This is a genomic window from Streptomyces sp. PA03-1a (assembly GCF_033792805.1).
Taxonomy (GTDB): Bacteria; Actinomycetota; Actinomycetes; order Streptomycetales; family Streptomycetaceae; genus Actinacidiphila.
The window spans coordinates 22,045-42,092 of the sequence record NZ_JARAVO010000056.1 but is presented as its reverse complement, the minus strand read 5'-3'; the positions used below and the strand labels follow the sequence as shown (position 1 = coordinate 42,092).

The window sequence follows — 20,048 nt, the reverse complement described above, 5'->3', positions numbered from 1 at the left end:
GCCCCCACCCGGCGCTGACCCTCAAGTCCTTCCGTCCCGGGCTCCCCCGGGCCCGCACCGGGCACCGCTGTCCTTCCCGAGAATGAGAAAACGGCGCTCGTCACTGGCCGCGTTGGCAACGGCGGCAGCAGAACGGATGCCATCAGCGAGATTCAGATGCAGCAACCGTCGTGCAACGACGTGCCGACCCTGCCGTCCGATGCCGGAAGGTGTGCTGACTCTCCGGCCCTCCCTCAGTCTCCGTCAACAGCAACCGACCTTGAATTGGAGTTTCCGAATGCATGCTTCACCGTCCGCGCAGGGCACAGAACGCACCATCGACGACACCACCTGCCCGAATCTGCTGGGCGCGCTGGAGCTTGTCGGGCGACGTTGGACGGGAGGAATTCTGGCGGCCGCCGCACATGGTGCCCGCCGCCACGGAGAGTTCCGGACGATGGTCGGTGGTATCTCCGACCGCCTGCTGACCCAGCGTCTGAAGGAGTTGGCCGCCGAGGGGCTGATCGAGCGCACGGTGATGCCGACCACGCCCGTGCAGATCCGCTACAGCCTGACCCCGGATGGCCAAGCACTGCTGAACGCGCTCCAACCCCTGGTCCAGTGGATGGCCCGCCGCTCCGTCCCGGCGGGCACGGCGCAAACGCCCGCCCACCACCCCGGCTGACCGCAGGGCGGTAGCGGCACGTGCGCATTGCCGCCATGGAGCCGGGTGAGAACCCGGCGCCCCGTCCTGTCATCCGGATGTACGGGCCTTGACCCCGGATCCTGAACACGGGTTATGCGGCTTTGGCCAGCGTAGTTGATGCTGTTCGGAATGCTCGCTCGTAGGCGATCGGGCTGCGATGTCCGAGGCTGGCCGCTTCACGCCGTAGCGGCGCTGGTGGTCGGCAACGAACTGGAAGCGGTTCACCAGCGCGTCTCCCCGGCGAAATACTTGGCCGCCTTCCGCAGGATCTCACGCTCTTCTTCCAGCTCGCGGACCTTCTTGCGCAAAGCGGCTACACCTGGGCGTTCGCCACCCTCGCACTTGCCGCTCTCGCCGCCTCCGCGGTCTCCCTCCTGATTCCCCGCATCGGGCAGACCGACGACCATGCGTCCGGCGAGAGCCCCGCAGGGAGCGTCACCACCGGCGACGCGACCCCCGCATAGGCGCGCGAAGGCCGACCAGGGCGTCGGATCCAATCGGTCGCCAGCCGGCGAGGTGAACGTCGGGACTCACTGCGTGAGCGGCCCCCATGGGCGACGAGCGAGACAGGTTCGTCGTTCGTCGCCGTCGATCTTCGCCACGAACGATCGCTACAAATATTCCTCACATTTAAGGCAGAAAATTCGCTTATTTTTTTGACGCATCGTTCCACATAGGGTTCACTGGCTGACGTGGCCGGGTCGCGACCGACCGGTAGTGCGGCGCTTCCTCGGTGAGCGCCAAGTCGCTAACTCCCAGGCCCAGGACTCAACGAACGCCGCCCACGCACGGATGCGGCACCGAAAGGACACAACATGAGCAAGCAGGAATCCCGCACGCCTTCCGCATGGCGTTCACGTGTGGTCGGCGCCGCGGCCGTGGCCGCACTGCTGGCCGGCGGGGGCGCGGGCGCGGCGGCCTGGGCATCCCAGCCCGCGTCCGCCGCGCACCATCCGGCGCAGTCCGCTGCGGCGCACAACGCGGCCACGGTGCAGCGGCTCGCCGACATCGAGGACATCCGGCAGGTGAAGGCGCACTACTTCCGCTACCTCGACAGCAAGCAGTGGTCCAAGCTGGCCGCGCTCTTCACCGCCCACCCCACCATCGACGTGGGCGCGAAGTACAGCAGCGGCAAGGAGCTCGCCGAGAAGACAGCGGCGCTCCTGGGGGACGCCCCCACCGCCCACCAGGGCTTTCTGCCGGAGATCCAGGTTCACGGGGACCGCGCCACGGCAATCTGGGCGATGGAGGACTACGTGAGCTTCCCGGCCGGATCCAGCTACAAGAACGGCTTCCACGGCTACGGCGAGTACCGCGACACCTATCGGCGGATCCACGGCCACTGGTACATCTCCAGCACCGTGCTGTCCCGGTTCCGGGTGGATACCGTCCCCAACTGGACGCCGTCCACCGCGCCGAAGAAGTAACACTCACCACCCCCTCGGCCCGCACAGGGCCCGTCACCTCAGGAGTAACAACATGAGCACCATCGGCGTCGGCATCATCGGCGGCAGCCCGGGCGGCTGGGCCTCCATCAGCCACATCCCCGCCCTCAAGGCCCTGCCGGACTTCACACTGCGCGCCGTCAGCACCTCCCGCCGCGAGTCCGCAGAGGCGGCCGTGCGGGAATTCGGGGTGGAGGCGGCGTTCGACAACCACGCCACCCTGCTGGCCCACCCCGGGATCGACATCGTCGTGGTGGCGGTCAAGGTCCCCCACCACAGGGAGCTCATCACGGCCGCGATCGACGCCGGCAAGACCGTCTACAGCGAATGGCCGCTGGCCCTGAACCTGGCGGATGCCACCGAGCTCACCCAGCGTGCCGACGCCGCCGGGGTGCGCACCGCCATCGGCCTGCAGGGCCGCTACCACCCCGAACTGCGCTACGCGCGCGACCTGATCCAGAACGGCAGGATCGGCCGGGTCATCGGCACCTCCCTCGTCGCCTCCGGCATGGTCTGGAACGGGCAGACCACCAGGGCCCACACCTACTGGTACGACGAGACACAGGGCGCCACCCCCCTGTCCGGCGCCGCCTTGCACGCCATCGACGCACTCAATGTCACTCTCGGAGAATTCGACCACCTGTCGGCCAACCTCGTCCGCGGCCGCACGGAAGTGACCGTCACCGACGACGGCAACACCATCGTCCCGGTGACCGCCCCGGACCAGATCTCGGTCATCGGCACCCTCGAGAACGGCGCCGCGGCCTCGGTCTTCTACCGCGGCGGCGTCTCACGTGGAGACAACTTCCGCTGGGAGATCAACGGCACCGACGGCGACATCGTCCTGACCGCCCCCTGGGGCAACATCCAGGTCACCGACCTCACCCTCCAGGCCGGCTTCGGCGACGATGCCACCGTCTCCAAGCTCGAAGTCCCCGCCGAGTACTCCGCCGACATCCCCGAGGGCCTCGTCGGCCCCGCCCGGAACGTCGCCGCGCTCTACACCCACCTGGGACGCGACCTCCGCGAAGGCACCCACACAGCGCCCGACTTCACCTATGCCCACACACGCCACCAATTGATGAACACCATCAAGAACTCGTCCCGCCAGTAGAACGCGCAGACCCTCGGCTGACGTCGCGCGGGAGACCGTTTCCCTCCCCGCTCCGCGAGGCACCATGGCGCAAATCTTTAACGAACGCTCGATATAAGGTCGCTTCCGCCTCTCACCCCCATGAAACGGCGCGCGCGCCAAGCGTTCGGGCCGGGTTCGCCCGTGCTGGCGCCCATGCCTCTCGCCGGGCTGACGCACCCGGGCAGCAGTTCAACACGGGCTGCCAGGGCATGCGACAACCGGACGTCACCACGGAGGGGGCACTTGCCATCCACGGACGAAGAAGGTGTCGGCAGCGTTGCCGGCAATGCCGGCTTGACATCCCGCCCCGCCCGGTTGGGCCGCCCTTCGGGTCAAGGCGTCGGCGGGTCTCGTGCCGGCGCCGGGGCGGCGAAGCGGCACACCTGCTGTCTCCGCCGGCGGCGCCGCGTCTCGAGCAGCACACTCAATGACCACGACGGAGAAGACACGTATGCACAGCTCCACGTTCCACGGCGTGCCCGACGGGCCGGTCGAGGCCGGTCCCAGGTCCGAGTCGGTCGCAGCGGCGGCCGCGTTGCAGCCGCTGCTGCGGAAGCACGCCGGTCGCGGTGACCGGGACCGCGTCGTACCAGCCGAGATCGTCCATGCGCTGTCCGACGCCGGCGTCTTCCGGCTGCTGATACCGAGGCGATACGGCGGTCAGGAGGCGGACCTGCGCACCCTGACCGATGTCTCGGAGGCGCTCGGCGAAGCCGACGGCTCGGCGGCCTGGGTCGGGATGATCATCTCCGTGACGAACTGGCTGGCCTGCTTGTTTCCGGATGAGGCCCAGGAGGAGATCTTCGGAGCCGACCCTGATGCACGGGTGACCGGTGTGGCTGCGCCGACAGGCATCGGGGAGCGGGTGGCGGGCGGCTGGCGGGTCAGCGGCCGCTGGTCGTACAACTCTGGCGCGCCGTACGCAACCTGGGCGGCGGTCGGCGCACTCCTGCAGGACGAGGATGGTGCGGTCGCAGATCAGGCTCTGGTGCTGATTCCCGCCTCGGAACTGGTCATCGAGGACACCTGGCACACCGCCGGGATGCGGGGTACCGCCAGCAACACCCTCGTCGCGCAAGATGTGTTCGTTCCCGCGCACCGAATCCTTTCGGTCACGGAGGCGGCGGAGGGGGTCTACCCGCGCTCGTCCCGCGAGGAGGAGCTGTACGGCGCTTCGTTCGGCCCGATGCTGCTGCTGTGCCTGCTTGGTCCGTTGCTCGGGCTGGGCAAGTCGGCTCTGGACGTGGTGGTACGTGCTGCGGTGTCCAAACCGCTGTCGTTCACCGTTCACAACCGGCAGGCGGACTCGGTGGGGATCCAGATGCAGGTGGCCGAGGCCGCGCTGAAGATCGAGACAGCCAGGCTTCTGACCCACCGCGCGACCTCGCAGGTCGACCAGGCGGCCGCCGCCGGCCCACTGGACTATGCCGCGCGCGCCCACATCAGGGCCCGGGCGGGCTACGCGGCCCGCCAGATCCTCGAGGCCATCGGCATCCTGCTGGACGCGCACGGTGCCTCTGCCTTCGCCGAGACGAACACCCTGCAGCGCATCTGGCGTGATGCGAACACCGCAGCCCGCCACGCCGGCCTGATCCCTGTCGTCGGCCTGGAGGTCTATGGCAAGACACTGCTGAATGTGAACGAACGAGTGAGCCTCATGGTCTGACTCGGCAGCCGGATGGGGTCTGCGCCCTGTGGGGCGGGCGCCGCCCTATCCGCCTGCGGCAGGCCCTGCCCGGAAACGGGCCGTCCGACCCGTTCACACCTAAATCGCCGCAGATACGCGCGGCAAGGGGGGTGGTCCCCAAGTCGACGGAGTCCACCGTCCCAGACCCAACACATCGCAAACCAATGGAGAGCGCCATGACCGCATACGAGAGGCTGGCGGACGTCGAAGAGATCAAGAAGCTCAAGGCGCGGTACTGCCGTTTCGTCGACAAGCGAGGCCCCTCGGTGCTTGAGCGAGATGTCTGGCGTCTCAACCCTGCCGCCGGCGAGCCTCGTTGGTTACATATCCTTCCGCACTGGACCTGCCTCACGCACTGCTTGAGTGAGTCGCCATGCTGATCGTCACCCGGGAGGGTGACCGCCGCAGCAAGCTGCGGCCCTCCCAGCGAGCGCTCGTCGCGCTGGTGTATCTGCGCAGGCACGACTCCCTCGCCCAGATCGCGGCCGGCTTCCGGATCAACGTCGGTCGGCAGCGCCCACGCCTACGTCCGATCCATCATCGATCTCCTCTCCCGCCGATGCAAAGTACGTGCTGGTCGACGGCACACTCGCCGAGTGCGACCGCATCGGCGACGGTCGCGCCGACCACTCCGGCGAACTCCGCCAACTCATCACCGATCCCCAGGGCGAGATCCTGTGGATCTCTCCGGCCCTCCCCGGCCGGACTCACGACCTGACCGCGGCCCGCACTCACCGCATCGTGACCACCTGCGTCCGGCTCGGCACTCCGCCGTGGCCGATCTCGCCTGCATCGGCGCCGGCGGCACCTTCGCCACGCCTACCAGACGTCCGCCCCGCAAGGAGCTCACCGCCTCAGGATGCACACGACTTGGGTCCCAGCCCGGCCTTGCAGGAGGCCCTCACACAGCTGCGGGAACAAAGCCGCATCGAGGTAAGGAAAAATTCAACCCGCACGCAGCGTCCTCGGACCGTGTATCAACTGTGGCCGCACCCTTATCCGCACCGGCCCAGCAAGACCACGATCCACAGCTGGAGTGCTACGCCAATGCGCGTAATTCGACACTCGACTTGAGCGGAATGCCCAAGCTCAGACGTATGCGGGTTGACCGTCCGGGAACCCGGCCGCGTCTCGGCGGGAACGGGAACACCAGAAGTGTTGATGGTGCGCGGCCTGGACGCGCCGCTTCGCGCCAGGTACGCCGCGAGTCGCCTCTCATGACGCCGGCTGGCGACCTACGTCCGTCCGGTAACGGCTCTCCGGGGTGCCGGCGCCATCTGCATACGGCGCGGTGACTCCACGGCGAACCGTCGAAGACCTCGCTGAGTGAGCCCGCGTCCAGGCTCCGGCCGTCTGTCGTGCCGCCGCGCATGCCCGCCACTGCCCCGCACAAGCGCGGCGGGTGCCATGGAGCGAACCCTGGCACCCGCCGCGATCAGCCGGATTGGCACGTGCCGCCGGCCTCGGCGATCATGCGGTGCCGTGGTGCAGATACGCGCGGTCCACCGTCTGGCGGACGCTGTTGCCCGCCGCGTCGGTCGCGGTCACGCGCAGGGTGACATAGGCGTCGCCGCGCACCCGAAGGGGCCGCTCGACCGTGGCGCTGAACACACTGCCCTTGCGGGTGGTGACGGCCTTGGTCCAGGTCCGCCCGTCGTCATAGGAGGCCTCGGCCTTCAGTGACACCCCGCGCGGTGCTGCCATGCCGTCCTGCATCCGGACGGTCAGCTCGATGGTGTGCCTGCGCTGGGGCCCCAGCGCGTTGAAGGCGTCGGCCCGGACGTCGTAGTCGACCTGGAGCAGTGGCAGCAGGGCGTCGGCGTCGGCCGCCGCCGAGCGGAACGACCACGACGTGCGGGTGCCGGTGCCGAAGCGCCAGTTGTCCGCCGTACGGGTGGTGGCCAGGTCCAGCCGGTACGCGGCGTCACCCGCGGGCACCTCGAAGTTGCCCCACGCGCCGCGTTCGGAGGAGGCGATCCGCTGCCCGTTCCGGTACAGCTCCGCGACGGCCGTGTCGCCGATGGTGTCGAAGCCCCCGGTCTGCGCGAAGGACCAGTGGACGGTGTCGGAGGAGTCGTTGAACTCCGGCACGTACACCGCGAGGGTGTTGCCGGTGCGCACCGACGGCAGGTGCCCGCCGCGCGGGATCGAGGGGCGGACCACCGCGCCGTACCAGCGCTCGGTGGCCTGCTGACCGGGCCGGTAAGTGTGCGCGTCGTCGCGCATGCCGCCCTGCAGTGGGGAGCCCAGGTCGTCGACGGGGCCGTACGCCACGGCGTGCTGCCACTGGGTGTCCCCGGCCGTCACGTACTCCACGCGGTCCCGGCCCACCGGGACGAAGCGGCTCCACTGGTTCCAGGCGGTGTCCTGGTACGGACGCCATCCAAAGCGCTGCTCGGTCGCCCAGGCCGAGGCCCCGGTACGGGTGTACGTGGCGCGGACCCGCGCACTGTCATGCTCCGACACCTCGAACACCGGGTGCTCGGGGACGGCGCTCTTGGCGATCACGAGGTCGTACATGTAAGGGCTGACCACCGTGCCGGACAGCGTCACCGTCGTGGTGTCCTTCGCCATGCGCTTCAGCAGCGCCGTCCCCTCCGTCCAGGAGGCCCGCACGTACGGCAGGGCCAGCCGGTCGCCGATGGGCCGCCAGTCCGCCGTAGGGTTCAGGCTCTCGGCCCACACCACCAGCAACGCCTTGGCTCCCGCGTCCGCCGCAGCTCGCGCCAGGAGGTACGTGTCATAGCCGCCGGAGTTGTCGTCCTGCACGACGGCCAGCTTGCCGCGCACGCCGCGGAAGGCGGGGGCCTGCGCCGTGCCGGCGTACACGGCGGTCAGCCGCGCGCCCTGGTCACCGAGGGGCGGGGAGTACGGCTCGTAGACGGGGGTGAGCCCCAGCGACCGGCCGGAAACCTCCGCTTCCACCTGCGGGGCGGCCAGTTGCGCCCGCAGGGTGAACTCGAAGGCGCCGTCGGTGACCGGGGCGGTGGGCGAGGTGAGGTACCGGTCGCCGGGCCAGACGATGAGGCCCGCCGTCCGGCTGTGGCCGTCGATCTCTCGGTAGTACGTGGGGCTGATGATGCCGTACCGCTTGGCCGGGCGCGGTGTGCGGAAGCTGACCTCGGTGGCCTTGACGGCGCTCAGCGTCACCGTCGTGTCCTTGCCGACCTTCACCTCCGGGACGACGACGTCGCCGTACTCGGCGACACCGTTCTCTGCGGCGTCGTAGAAGTCGTAGCTGAGCTGGTAGGTGCCCTCCTCGACAAGGGCGACGCCGGTCTCGCGGTCGGTGTAGTCCACGACCCCGTCGGCACCCCAGATGGTCGGGGCCGCGCCGGGCACGATACGGCCGGTCCGGTCGCGATAGACCACGGTCAGCAGGTGCCGCGGGGCGTGCACCACCAGGGAGACGGTGGTGTGGCCGACCACGGTGCCGTCGGCGGCCCGCGCCGTGAGGTATCCGTAGTACTTGCCGCGGACGGCGCGCGCCGCGTCGGTGCGCAGCGGGACCTCGGCCGTGGCGCCGGGGGCCACCTGCACGGTGCCGGAGCCGACGGCGACCACGCCGTCGGGGAGCGCACGTCCGGAGGTCGTGGCCAGGCTGACGCCCAGCGTCAACGAGATCGGGCGGTCACCGGTGTTGGAGTAGCGGACGGTGGCCGCCTGCCGCGACCGCCCTGTGTCGTCGGCCTGCAGCGACGGCAGGGTGACGGTGCCGGTGGCGGTGACCGGGCCGGTCGCCGCGGCGAGGTCGATCCGGCCGCCGCCCTGCTCGGTCACACCGGTACCGGGCACTGTATGCGAGGTGCTGATCAGAGCGTCCTTGAGCTGTTGTGCGGACCAGCCCGGGTGCTGCTGGGCCAGCAGCGCTGCGGCACCGGCCACATGCGGCGTGGCCATCGAGGTGCCGTCCAGTGCCACGTAGTAAGCGTCGACCGGCGTGCCCAGGGTGGTGCCGGCCGCGCGGGCGGCGACGATGCCGACTCCCGGGGCGGTCACGTCGGGCTTGGCCGCGCCGTCGCCGTCGCGGGGGCCGCGGCTGGAAAAGGAGGCGAGGGAGTCGTCGCGGTCGACGGCGCCGACGGTCAGCGCGGCATCGGCGGCGCCGGGCGAGCCGACGCTGGACGGGGACGGGCCCGCGTTGCCGGCGGCGACGACGAAGAGCGTGTCGGTGGACGCGGTCAGCGCGTTGAGCGCCAGGCTCATCGGGTCGGTGCCGTCGGTTTCCATGTCCGCACCGAGGCTCATGTTGACGACCTTGACGTCCTCGCCGGCCGCCCACTCCATGCCGTCGATGACGCCCGACTCGGAGCCGTAGCCGTTGTCGTCGAGGACCTTGCCGATCAGCAGGTCGGCCTTGGGCGCCACGCCGCGGCGGGTGCCGGAGGACGCGGCACCGGTACCGGCGACGGTGGAGGCGACGTGGGTCCCGTGACCGAAGTGGTCCTCGGTGTTGGCGCTCCCGGAGAAGTCCTTCGCCCCCGCGATGCGGTCGGCGAGGTCGGGGTGCTCGGAGTCGACGCCGGTGTCCAGTACGGCGACCTTGACGCCCTGGCCCTCGTAGCCGGCCTTCCAGGCCGCGGGCGCGTTGATCTGCGCGGTGCTGCGGTCCAGTACCGCCTTGACCTTGCCGTCCAGCGCGATCCGCGGGGTGACCGCGGCACGGGCGGCGTCCGAGGTCCCGCCGGAGTTCAGCGTCTTCCAGAACGTGCCCAGGTCGCGGTCGGCGATCCGTACCGATCGGGCGCCGATGCTCTCCAGGCTGCGGGAGGGCGCCTTGTCCGAGTTGAGCGACACCAGGCGGTCGGCGGTGGCCGCCGCGGCCTTCGACGCCTGCGCGGTGGCCCTCGCCCCGGCGCGGGACGGCTCCGGCAGGGAGGAGACGATCAGCGGCAGTGCGGAGGTGTGGGTGACGTCGTAGCCGTCGGCGATCAGGGCCGTCACGTCGAACAGCCGGCGGTCCAGGGTGCCGGCGGCGACCAGTGTCTCGGCGTCGAACGGCATGACCGTCAGCGCCGCCTTGTCGTCCCCCTCCAGTGTCTTGAACGGCATGTGCTCGCGCCCGGGGGCGGGCTGTACGGAAGCAGTGCGCCGTCCTCCGGGCAGCGTCGTCACGGTCACCCGGTCACCGGTCACCAGACGCACGGTCGCGGAGTGGGGCTTCGGCACGGCGGCGGGGCGGGCAGCGGTCCCGGAGGCATCCGTCCCTGACGCGGCGGCGGCCTGCACACCTCCGGTGGCCACCATCAATCCCGCCGATATTGCCGCCGTTAGGCGGGTCCAAACCATCAGAGAAACACCTTTCGTCGGTGGTCCCTCGAGCGGATGTGCTGGTCGAGGGGAATGCGGATACAGCGACGTCGCCGGTTGAGGACGGCGGCGTTCGGTGTGGATGCTGATGTTCAGTCGGGGCACGTCGTGCTCCGCCTGTTGTCGGGACCATGTGTCGCTTGTGGCCGGCGGCGACGGCAGGCAGACGTGGGCCAGCACTGCGAGGGTGATGTGCCGATGCCGGCCGACGTGGCAACCGACCCGCTTGCCGCGGTTGTGTTGTCAGTTGTCGTGCCGGTCGGGCCGGACTTCGATGTGGTCGGGCTCGAGGTCGAGCAGGACTCGGTGGCTGATGTCGAGGGCGGTGGTGAAGTCCCGTGGGAGCTGGAGACGGCCGGCCCGGTCGACGGTGGCGTACTCGCGGGCGTGGGTGACGGTGTTGCCCTGGTCGTCGACGGTGGTGTGGCGCAGGACCTCGGAGGCGGTGCGACCGTCGCGGACGGCGACGGTGCGGTCGACGGCCTGGGCGACGGCCTGGTCGTGGGTGACGATGACCACGGTGGTGCCGAGTTCCTGGTTGGCGGTGCGGAAGGCGGCGAAGACCTGTTCGGCGTTGGCGGAGTCGAGTTGGCCGGTGGGTTCGTCGGCCAGGACCAGGGCGGGGTGGTTGGCCAGGGCGACGGCGATGGCCGTGCGTTGTTGTTCCCCACCGGACATCTGCTGGGGCCGGCGGTCGGCGCAGTGGGCGATACCGACCAGATCGAGCAGTTCGGCGGCGCGGGCCGCACGTTGTCTGCGGCCCTTGACGCCGCCGGCCAGGCGCATGGGCAGCACGACGTTCTGCAGGGCGGTGAGGTAGGGCAAGAGGTTGCGGGAGGTCTGCTGCCACACGAAGCCGACGACTTCGCGCTGGTAACGCAGGCGGCTGCCGCCATCCAGGTCGAGGAGGTCGAAGCCGGCGACGGAGGCGGCGCCGGCGGTGGGGGTGTCCAGTCCGGCCAGGATGTTCAACAAAGTTGACTTGCCGGAGCCAGACGCACCTACCAGGGCCATGAGCTCGCCGCGCGCGACGAGCAGGTCCAGGCCTTGCAGGGCTTGAACCTCGACGCCCTGGGCGGTGAAGATGCGAACCAGGCGGTCGCAGGCGATGAGAGCTTCCTGGCCGTAGGCGGGGCGTTCGCGGCGCTGGGTGGCGCGTCGTTCGAGCTCGGCCAGGGTCACCCCACCTTCCGCGGGAACGGGGGTGCCGGTGGTGGTCTCAATGGTGTCGTCGGTCACGCTCGGTCCCCGATCCGCAGTTCCGTTCCTTCGCCGCGTCGTCCGGTGGCCCAGGCCTGTACTGCCAGGACCGCGCAGGCCAGCGCGATGAGCGCGGCTGACGGCAGGAGCAGGGAGGCGAGGTCGGTGCGCAGTACCGCTGCCGAGACGTCGGTGGCGGGTGTGGTGGTGCTGAATGCCAGCGCCGTCAGGTCGACGCCCGGCCGTAGCAGCGGCACGGTCACGGCGCTGACCAGGACGCCGCCGACCGCTGCGAGCAGAACCTGCGGCAGCATCTCCAGGACCGCCAGACCCTGCCGCTGACGGCTGGTCATGCCCATGGTGCGCAGTCGGGCCAGCAGTGCCCGCCGCTGCGGCGCGTTGTGCAGCAACGACAACATCAACGCCAGCGCACTGAACCCGGCACCGGCCGCAACCGCCGCCAGATACACACTCCGTGCGCCGGACTGCAACGCCGTCGTCCGCCCGTACGCGGCCCGCTCCTGCGAACGCAAGGAGACCTGCATACCGGGCAGCGCCGCCTCGCGCGCCACGGTGCGCAGCGCCGTGCCGTCGAGGTCCGCACCGGACACGAAGAGCGCGTTGGGCTCCAGCAGTTGGGGCTGCGCGTCGGGGTGGGCCCGGCGCATGGCTGCCGCCGAGACGATCACGAAGTCCCCGCTCGTCGCGGCCGGCGAGACTTCCCTCGTCGCGACGAACCGCACCCGGGTCAGGCCGGCGGACGCCGGCACCTCGCCCGTCGACCCGCCGAATGCGCGAGCGAGACGGGGGGAGACGACCGCGGGCAGCGGTTCACGCCCGTCGTCGGCGGCCAGCGCCCCGGCCGGAAGGGTGGCGCCGAGGCCGGTTTCCGCGGCGAGGTGGGCGTACCGCTGCGGGTCGGCGACGATCAGGGCGTACGGCAGGCCGCTCGACGTGGCCGACAGTCCCCTCTCGATCCGCACGTCCAGGGTGTCGCGTACTCCGGGGACCCGGCGGATGCGAGCCTCCAGCCCCTTCGGGAGGGCGGCCGAAGATTCCAGCCGGGCGTCGGCGCCTACCGCTGTGACCGCGGCGTGGTCGCGCCCCTCCTCGACGCCGGCGAGGACAGCGCCCCCGAAGGAGGTCACGGTCAGAGCGGTGATCACCGCCAGCAGTGGCAGCGCCGCGGTCGCGGGAGTACGGCCGGCGCGTGCCACACCGATCAGCAGCACGGCGCCCTCGAGGCGTGCGGCGGGTCGGCCCAGGAGTCGTACGGGCAGCGGATACACGCGCAGCAGCACCAGCGCGGCCACCACTGCCACCAGTACCGGGGCCGCGGCCATGAGCACATCCGCCCCGCCGTCGGCGGTCCCCCTGCGGCGCAGCGCGATCACCGCGCCGGCCACGATGACGGCGATCGTCACTTCGCCCACGGTCCGGCGCCGCGAGGGACGCACCGCCACCAGGTCCTCCCGCTGCTCCGGACGGGGCCTGCCGGCCACGACCAGAGCGCGCAGGGGAAGGGCGAGAGACCCCACGACGGCGACAGTCGCGGCAAAGACCACGGACGGCGTGAAGCGCTCGACCGGGAACAGCGCCAGCGCGAGTCCCAGGCCGAGGGCCGCCGACGGCGCCGCTACCACCGTGCTCTCGCCGAACAGTCGGGCGGCCAGGCCCGGCAGGGCGATGCCCCGGGCGCGCAGCAGCGTCAGCTCCGCCCGGCGCCGGGCCACCTGGAGTCCGGCGGCGATCATGAGCACGACGGCGGCGACCGTGCCGATGCCCACCGCAGCGACCGTGATCAGCGGCTGGGCCGCGGCACGCTCGCGGAGGAAGGGCGTCAGCACGTCGGCGAGCCCGTCCTCCTCGACGGTCAGGCCGTGCTGCCGGGCGAGCAGTTGCAGTCGGGTGGCGTCCGGGCCGGCGTTGAGCGCGGCGATCCGGTCGCGGACGGCAGGAGCGTCGCGCGCGGTGAGGGTGTCGATGTCGGCCGGATGATGCCAGTACGCCTGCGCGCCGTCACGGAGACCGAGCAGCGCAGCCGCGGCATTCGGGTCGATGAGCGCGGTGAAATGCCAGTGGAACGTCGGATCGGGCTGACTGGGGAGCGCGATCACGCTCGGCGCGCGCAGGTCCGGCTGGGATCTCCAGTAGGTTGCCGAGGGCGACCGCGGTGTGAGGATTCCGGTGATGCGTACCGTGGCCTCCCCGCTCGGGCCGGGTATGTGCAGGAGCCTGCCCGCGGCCAGATTCATGACCTTGGCGGTGCGGTCTGTGACGGCTGCCTCGATGACGCCGTTGTCGTTGCCGCCGGGGCGGGGCAGCCGCCCGCTCACGACCCGGATGCGGGCGGCGAGGTCCTGCTGGGCGACCAGCGTGATCTCCGGGGCGAGGCTCTTGGTGATGCGGGGCAGCCCGGGGTCGGTGACCGGGTTGGCGCGCGCGCTGCGCACACCGTAGATGGTCTGGCCCTTGTCCAGCGCCAGCGGTGGCCGGACGACCTGCTGGAACGCTTCCTCGGCCGCGGCCAGCGCGTCGGGGGTCAACAGCGCCTCGGCGTTGTACGGATAGGCCATCCGCGACACGTCCAGCGACATGCTGACGCTGCGGCCGACCACCGGTGCCCGTCGCAGCATGTCGCGCAGCGTGTCGTTCTCGTACCCGTCCACGACTCGGGGCAGCGCGGCTGCCAGGAACGCCGTCACCAGCACCAGCACGGCCAGAGCGACCGTCGCAACGGGGGCGGCCCGGAACCGGGCACGGATCCAGGACACATCGCCGTGACCGCGAGAAGTCCGCGACTGGGTCATGTCACTCACCTCCTTGACGGCGCAGCGCCTTAACGGGGTCCACCGACCGCAGCGCTGTCAACGCGACGACCAGCAGCGGCACCACGGCCACGATGACCAGCAGTCCGACGAACGAACCGGGCGGCAGCTCCACCCGCACCGCGGGCACTGGACTGTCCGCACCGGTGGTCAGCACGATCAGCGGCACGACCAGCCGGGTCAGCAAGCCACCCAGCACCGCCCCCACCGCCACCGCGACCAGCACCAACAGACCTTGCTCGGCGGCGACCACCCGGGACAGCGAACGCCGCGGGGCACCCAAAGCGGCCAGGATCGCCACTTCCTGCGCCCGCTCCCGCATCGCGCCGACTGCCGTGGCCGCGAACCCGAGCGCGGCCAGCAGCGACGCCGCCACCACTGCGGCGGGCAGAGCCGACAGGGGACCGGCGCCGAGCGGATCGCTCCGCAACTCGTCCCGCTGCTCGGCACGGACCAGGACGGAGGTGATGTCACCACGGGCCCGCAGGACGGACGCCACCTGCGGACCGGCATGCGGATCGGTGGCGATCCACCACTCACCGGGCTGCAACCCGCCCCGGTCCAGCCCCGCCAGCGCGCGGTTGACCGTCTGCAGGTCCAGCAGGACCGCACCGCCGTCGCTGTCGGGCGCCACGGCGCGGGTGGTGGGCAAGGCACGCAGCGTTCCCGCGACGCGGACGGTCAGTTTCACACCCCGCACGTCGACGTTCACTTTGTCGCCCACTCGGGCATCGACCGCACGCAGGAACGCGTCGGTGACCAGGGCGGGCACCTCGCTCCTGAACGGAGTACCGGCTCGCACGCTCACCATGGCACCGTGCGAGCCGCCCTGGACGTAGTTCTGGAAGGGCTCCGCCCCTGTGTCGTAACGGACGGTCAAGGGAGTACCGCTGTCGGAGCGTGGCGTTTCCACCCCCGAGTTGCGGTAGCCGTGCGCAGGGTCCTCCTCGAAATCCGGGGCTTCGATCCGGGTGCGGGCACTCCAGGCCGTGCCGTTCGGCACGGACACGGCCTCCGGCACTCCGCCTGCGGTCACCGCGGTCAGCGTGGTGAGCGAGAGACGGCGGTGCTCGGCCCGGCGAGGCACCAGGTAATCGGCCTTGAGACCACTGAGCCGCAAAGGACCGGCCGGTCGGGCACCAGCTGCCCGGCCCGCCTCGGCCGCGAAGTCCGCCTCGAGCACATGTCGCCGACCGTCCGCGGGAACCTGTCCCAGAGCGAAGGTGTACGGCGCGCCGTAACGGTCGACGAAGGTCGCCGATATGCGGTCGGTGACGGTGCCGGCGACCGACCGGCCGTCGGCTCCCACGGCCTCAAGGCTCACGACGAACCGCAGCCGCGCCGCGCCCTGCGGCAGCACGAACCCGGCGTCGGGTCCGGAGGCCCCGTCGGGCCGCAGCGGCCGCACCAGGTCCGCGACCGGCCGGTCGGCGAGGTCGTCGCGCAGCTTCATCACCTCCGCTGCGGCCGTGCTGTCCATCACCAGCACGGTTGCCTCGCGGTCCCTGGGCAGCGGCGCCTCGCTGCGGTTGACCGGCATCACCGCGGTGATGCCGGGTACCTCGTCGTACACGCCGCCCTGCCCGAAGGGCGTGGTGGATGTTCCGGTCACACGGAGATCCGAGCCCACGGCGAAGTCTGCCTGGTCACTTTGAGAGCGCGTCCAGCTCGCGCTCTCCCCGACGGCGAAGATGCTGATCGACATGGCGAAGACCAGCAGCAGTGCGGGCGTGGTCCCGCGTCCGGGCCGCCGGGAGAGCTGCCAGCCCGTCAGCGCCGCCGCCAGCCCCCGGCCTCGTGCCGCGCGCCGCTCCCCCAGCCGGGCGACCAGCGGCAGCAGACGCAGGGTGAGCACTGCGCCCGCCAGCAGACACAGCGCCGGTGCGACCACGAGGACCGGATCGAGCCCGAGGGCTCCACCACTGTCGGCCGTGAGCACGCCCGATCCGCCGCCGCGGAGGGAGAGCTGCCAGAACGCCAGGCCCGCCACGACCACCAGGCCGATGTCCGCGCCTGCCCTCGCGGCGGCGGGGAGGGAATGCCGGCCGGTGGCCGCCGCCTGCTCCCCCGCGTACGTCCCCGGGCGTCGCAGCGACGGGGCCAGCACGATGAAGGCGCAGGCCAGCCCGGCGACCGTGGCCACCCGCCAGGCAGTCGAAGCGGAGGCCTCCAGCGACACCCCGGCGCGGGCGAGAGCCCCGTGTGCGGCCAGCAGGTGCGCCAACGGCTCAGCCAGCAGCGGCGCAAGCACGACTGCGGGCAGGGCCAGCAGTAGGGCCTCGGTCGCGGCGAGCCCGGTGACGCGGGCGCGGGAGCCGCCGCGGGCGCGCAGCCACGCAAGCTCCCCGGAGCGTTCGGCGGCCAGCAGCCCGGCGACCAGGAACAGCGCGAGGGCGGCCAGCAGTCCCAGCTGCAGGGCGCTGATCAGCAGGGTTGAGCGGTTGACCAACAGGGTGCCGTTCAGGTCCTCGAGCAGGTCGGGGAGGTCGCTCTCGGCGACGACGGTCCCGTCGGGTGACAGGCGGTCCAGGCTCCGCAGGGTCTGCTCGGCGGCCAGCCGCACGTCGTCCATGCGGCCGACGGTCATGGCCGAGAAGTCCCCGCCGGTCTGCCACTGCATTTCGGCCGCGGGAACGGCACCGGAAGAGAACGACCGCGGGTCGGTCAGCAGTGGCCCATAGGTGGTGAACGCCAGCGTCCGCACGCCGCGTCCGGCAAGCGGGTCCAGCCGCCAGTACAGGGCGGTGGCGTCGGTGGCTCGGTACGCGCCGGTCAGGCGCACGCGCAGCGACGGCCCGCCCAGCCGGTCGGCCAGCGTGATCATGTCTCCGGGCCGCAGCCGCAGAGCCGTAGCGACGGTCTCCGGCACCGCCACCGGAACCGCTTCTCCGGCGGGCGCCGGCCCGGGCAGGTCCCCCCGGGTGAGCGTCACCCGGGACGGGTCGAAGGTGGCCAGCAGCGTCAGGTCAGGGTCGTCCGTACGGGGCGAGCCCGCAGGACGCAGGCTCAGCGGGAGACCGTACGGGCCGGAGCGCGTCGTGGAGGCGACGCTCACCGGCAGTCCGTCGTAGGCGCCCGCCACGGCCTGGCGCACCGCGGCGTCCATCCGTGCCGGGTCCTGGCTCCCGACGCCGGACTTCACATCGATCAGCGTCCGGCCCGCCGACTGTTCCTGCAGTGCCCGACGCAGGCCCGCGTCGCCGATCGCGGCGCTGAACGTCGCGAGCGCCGCCACCGCGCAGGTCGTCAGCACAATGGACAACAGCGCCGCGCCCAGCAGCAGCCGATGGGCGCGCAGACGCAGCAACACCAAGCCCGTCACCGTGCCCCCGATCGGCAGAGGTGGTGCCGCGCAAGAACAGCTGACGCCGTGCGCGGGCACGAGATGCGCGAATCGCCGGGGCGCTGTTCGCTCAGGATGTGAATCCGAAACAAGCCCGGGCACCCGCCTGCGGCAGAGGTTGTCGACGCCACCCGGCGCAGGCCTGGTATCCCGGAGGGGGTGGCCGGCTCAGTGGCTCGCCCGGCCGTTGTGCGCCGCTCCCATCCCCGACCAGTCCTGTCGAGGCCGGGGCGACCGACAGCGGTCCAGCCTCCCCTACGGCGGGACCCCCTGGGACGCGGACACAGGGTTGGGTCGGGTAGGGCGCTGTGCAATGGGTCTTCTCCGCGACGTCGGGCTCCCGATCGGGGCCATCACCCCGTCACGCGTCCATGATGCGCGTAGCGGCCCACCTCACAAAGTGGCAGGTAAGTAGCTAATCTTTTATAAGTAGAATCGGGGAAGGCGGAGTTGACGACTGGGCGCGGGCGCTCCGGACATCTGACGACGGAGCGCGCGGAGCCGACTATGCGCCCGCCTCAGACGGAGTCGACGAGGGTGCCGTCGTTTAGTTCGATAACGCGGTCGGCGAGAGCGAGGAGTTCGGGGTCGTGAGTGGCAACGAGGGCGGTGACGCCCTCGCTGTGGACGACGGCGCGCAGAAGTTCCATGACGGTGCGGCCGGTGTCGGCGTCGAGCTGGCCGGTGGGTTCGTCGGCGACGATCAGGGCCGGGGTGCCCCGGCCCCGCGGTCCGTGCGGACCGCTGTAGGCGACGGTGTAGGTACCGTGGGCCAGTGTTGTGGGCAGGCCGACGGCGTAGGCGGTGCCGCCCTGTGGGGTGGGGTGGGCGTCGTCGACGCGCTTGCCGGTGGGGTCCAGGACGCGGATGGCGTCGCTGTTCAGGGCGATCATCTCGGAGAAGACCAGGACGACCCGGGTGGGTGGCCGGGCGGTCACCGCTCCGTGCACGGGCGTGCTGTGTGTCAGCGCGGCGTGCGCGCCGGCCGGAGCGGTGGTGCCCAACAGCAGGCCGATGGCAGCCAGGAGCACGAAGGCCCAGCTGCGCAGGCATGGAGCGGTGACCGTCATCGGTACTCCCCCAGCCTGGTCAGGCGCGGCTGCCGCACCGGCGCGTCGTACGCGGCGGTCAGCTGGCGCGGCAGACCTTCCGGCCAGCCGGCCGAGGCATACAAGGCGGCCGAGAAGTACTCCACGGCCGCCTCGGGGTCCCCGTCGCGAACGGCGCCGGCCAGCTGCGTGATACCGGCGTTGTGGCCGCGGATCTCCGCCAGCTGACCGGCCGCCCACTGGTCGTACTGCTGCCGGCATGTCCCCAACTGCTGCTGACGCTGGCTTCGTCCACCATGAGGGCGGCGTCCTACACGACCCGCTTGCGGGGTCTGGAGGGCGAGCTTCGGGCCGAGGTCTTCGCTATCGCGGTCGGCCGCCGACTTCGACACCCCGAACAGCGGAGCGAGTTGGCGCATGGTGAGGTTCGTTCGCCCGTGCGCAGCCACCAGCAGCACCCGGTCTTCCAACGCCAGCTGCCACGGCCGGCCCGTACCCGGGGCGTCGATGCCATCCCGCCGCAGCTGCGCCACCAACTTGCCGAAGACACCCGGGCTCAGCCCGCTGAACGTGCCTATCCAAGAAGGCTCCGACGCCGTGATCAACCCAGACACGACCAAGATCATCACATGCGACTGAATACCGAAGTGTGGGTGGCACTATGAGTTGCGGTGACCACGGCCTTCACCCTGCCTCGGCCCTCTGAACCCGGTGGACGGCTATCTGAGCCACGAACCGACCCCATCCCACGCGGCCTCCAGTTCGCGTGCGCACAGCGGGCCAAGTCGGGCCCGCACCACGCTGTGCGCGTCGAGCATCTCTTGCTTCCCGCCCATCTCGTCCAACTCGGCACCGATCTCCCGGGTCCGCCGGTCTTTCCCCCGCAGGGTCAGAAACCCCTGACCGCGGCCGATCGCACACAGCTCGTCCAGGAGCTGGCCGGTGCGGTCATCCTCGTCACCGACCGACGCCGCCTGCCGCAGCCGCGGTGTTGGCTCCGCACCCGGGCCGACTGCATCGACCACATGGCCCCCCGCCTTGCGCGCCTGAAGACGACGCCGGACGTGATCAGGGTAGGACTGTTCCCGAAGCGCACGCCGTCGACTCTCGCGTGCCACAACGAAGATGCACGCAAAGACCACCAACGCGACGGCCAGGACGAGAACCAGAACCGGGATCATGTCGCCTCCCCTCTTGGCGTTGCTTGGCTGATGCGACCGTCCGATGTCGTACCCCACAGCTCGTCGGCGACCCCTCCCGCCGCTGATCTGCGCTCAACTGGCCAAGTCGAGACATGGGCCGCCCACGGCGACCTCTGCCCGCAAGGATTCGCGGGCCAACCACCCGTCGGTCCGGGGCGACGACC

11 protein-coding genes and 4 pseudogenes are annotated in these 20,048 nt (G+C 71.0%); 6 read left to right on the top strand and 9 right to left on the bottom strand.

What is annotated here, in order from left to right; genetic code table 11:
* Positions 1-277 precede the first annotated feature (277 nt).
* Positions 278-664 (top strand): winged helix-turn-helix transcriptional regulator, encoded by a 387-nt coding sequence (locus PV341_RS15155; RefSeq protein WP_500331049.1) that lies wholly within the window; start codon positions 278-280, stop codon positions 662-664.
* A gap of 242 nt (positions 665-906) precedes the next feature.
* On the opposite strand, the gene PV341_RS15150 is transcribed toward PV341_RS15155, so the two are convergent.
* Complete coding sequence (locus PV341_RS15150; protein ID WP_500331051.1) at positions 907-1,092, bottom strand: hypothetical protein; 186 nt, start codon at positions 1,090-1,092, stop codon at positions 907-909.
* A 408-nt stretch (positions 1,093-1,500) separates the two neighbouring features.
* Here PV341_RS15150 and PV341_RS15145 point away from each other — a divergent pair, with 408 nt between their 5' ends.
* From PV341_RS15145 to PV341_RS15125, 5 genes and pseudogenes are all read left to right on the top strand, one after another.
* On the top strand, positions 1,501-2,112 hold the full coding sequence (locus tag PV341_RS15145; protein ID WP_500331052.1) for a nuclear transport factor 2 family protein: 612 nt from the start codon (positions 1,501-1,503) through the stop codon (positions 2,110-2,112).
* A 52-nt stretch (positions 2,113-2,164) separates the two neighbouring features.
* Positions 2,165-3,244 carry a Gfo/Idh/MocA family protein gene (locus PV341_RS15140; RefSeq protein WP_500358056.1) on the top strand — a complete coding sequence of 360 codons (1,080 nt, stop codon included), beginning with the start codon at positions 2,165-2,167 and terminating at the stop codon, positions 3,242-3,244.
* 448 nt (positions 3,245-3,692) lie between these two features.
* Positions 3,693-4,931, top strand: coding sequence for an acyl-CoA dehydrogenase family protein (locus PV341_RS15135; protein WP_500331056.1), 1,239 nt, complete (start codon positions 3,693-3,695; stop codon positions 4,929-4,931).
* 197 nt (positions 4,932-5,128) lie between these two features.
* The gene (locus tag PV341_RS15130) at positions 5,129-5,332 is read left to right on the top strand and encodes a hypothetical protein (RefSeq protein ID WP_500331058.1); all 204 of its coding nucleotides are present in this window, start codon (positions 5,129-5,131) and stop codon (positions 5,330-5,332) included.
* Positions 5,326-5,803: pseudogene (locus PV341_RS15125) on the top strand (transposase); the annotation flags it as partial. The gene PV341_RS15130 and the pseudogene PV341_RS15125, both read left to right, overlap by 7 nt.
* A 619-nt stretch (positions 5,804-6,422) precedes the next feature.
* Here PV341_RS15125 and PV341_RS15120 read toward each other — a convergent pair.
* The 8 genes and pseudogenes from PV341_RS15120 to PV341_RS15085 all read right to left on the bottom strand — a co-directional run bounded on the left by PV341_RS15120 (position 6,423) and on the right by PV341_RS15085 (position 19,863).
* Positions 6,423-10,088: a S8 family serine peptidase gene (locus PV341_RS15120; protein ID WP_500358054.1), complete on the bottom strand. Its 3,666-nt coding sequence runs from the start codon at positions 10,086-10,088 to the stop codon at positions 6,423-6,425.
* 417 nt (positions 10,089-10,505) lie between these two features.
* Entirely contained in the window at positions 10,506-11,501 is a 996-nt protein-coding gene (locus tag PV341_RS15115) for an ABC transporter ATP-binding protein (RefSeq protein ID WP_500358053.1), read from the bottom strand.
* The gene (locus tag PV341_RS15110; RefSeq protein WP_500358052.1) at positions 11,498-14,272 is read right to left on the bottom strand and encodes a hypothetical protein; all 2,775 of its coding nucleotides are present in this window, start codon (positions 14,270-14,272) and stop codon (positions 11,498-11,500) included. Before PV341_RS15110 ends, PV341_RS15115 begins: the two co-directional genes overlap by 4 nt.
* Position 14,273: 1 nt before the next feature.
* Positions 14,274-17,600, bottom strand: a complete 3,327-nt coding sequence (locus tag PV341_RS15105) for an FtsX-like permease family protein (protein WP_500358060.1) — start codon at positions 17,598-17,600, stop codon at positions 14,274-14,276.
* A gap of 551 nt (positions 17,601-18,151) precedes the next feature.
* Positions 18,152-18,346, bottom strand: a pseudogene (locus tag PV341_RS15100) (ABC transporter ATP-binding protein); the annotation flags it as partial.
* 42 nt (positions 18,347-18,388) lie between these two features.
* Positions 18,389-18,703, bottom strand: a pseudogene (locus PV341_RS15095) (copper resistance CopC family protein); the annotation flags it as partial.
* A gap of 311 nt (positions 18,704-19,014) precedes the next feature.
* A pseudogene (locus PV341_RS15090) lies at positions 19,015-19,296 on the bottom strand (helix-turn-helix domain-containing protein); the annotation flags it as partial.
* A 105-nt stretch (positions 19,297-19,401) separates the two neighbouring features.
* The gene (locus tag PV341_RS15085) at positions 19,402-19,863 is read right to left on the bottom strand and encodes a hypothetical protein (RefSeq protein WP_500358050.1); all 462 of its coding nucleotides are present in this window, start codon (positions 19,861-19,863) and stop codon (positions 19,402-19,404) included.
* Positions 19,864-20,048: the final 185 nt, after the last annotated feature.

What these genes read in the sequence shown, in the direction of transcription:
- PV341_RS15155 (WP_500331049.1), top strand. Translation starts at nt 278, where the DNA reads ATGCATGCTTCACCGTCCGCGCAGGGCACAGAACGCACCATCGACGAC.
- PV341_RS15150 (WP_500331051.1), bottom strand. Translation starts at nt 1,092, where the DNA reads ATGGTCGTCGGTCTGCCCGATGCGGGGAATCAGGAGGGAGACCGCGGA.
- PV341_RS15145 (WP_500331052.1), top strand. Translation starts at nt 1,501, where the DNA reads ATGAGCAAGCAGGAATCCCGCACGCCTTCCGCATGGCGTTCACGTGTG.
- PV341_RS15140 (WP_500358056.1), top strand. Translation starts at nt 2,165, where the DNA reads ATGAGCACCATCGGCGTCGGCATCATCGGCGGCAGCCCGGGCGGCTGG.
- PV341_RS15135 (WP_500331056.1), top strand. Translation starts at nt 3,693, where the DNA reads ATGACCACGACGGAGAAGACACGTATGCACAGCTCCACGTTCCACGGC.
- PV341_RS15130 (WP_500331058.1), top strand. Translation starts at nt 5,129, where the DNA reads ATGACCGCATACGAGAGGCTGGCGGACGTCGAAGAGATCAAGAAGCTC.
- PV341_RS15110 (WP_500358052.1), bottom strand. Translation starts at nt 14,272, where the DNA reads ATGACCCAGTCGCGGACTTCTCGCGGTCACGGCGATGTGTCCTGGATC.
- PV341_RS15085 (WP_500358050.1), bottom strand. Translation starts at nt 19,863, where the DNA reads ATGATCCCGGTTCTGGTTCTCGTCCTGGCCGTCGCGTTGGTGGTCTTT.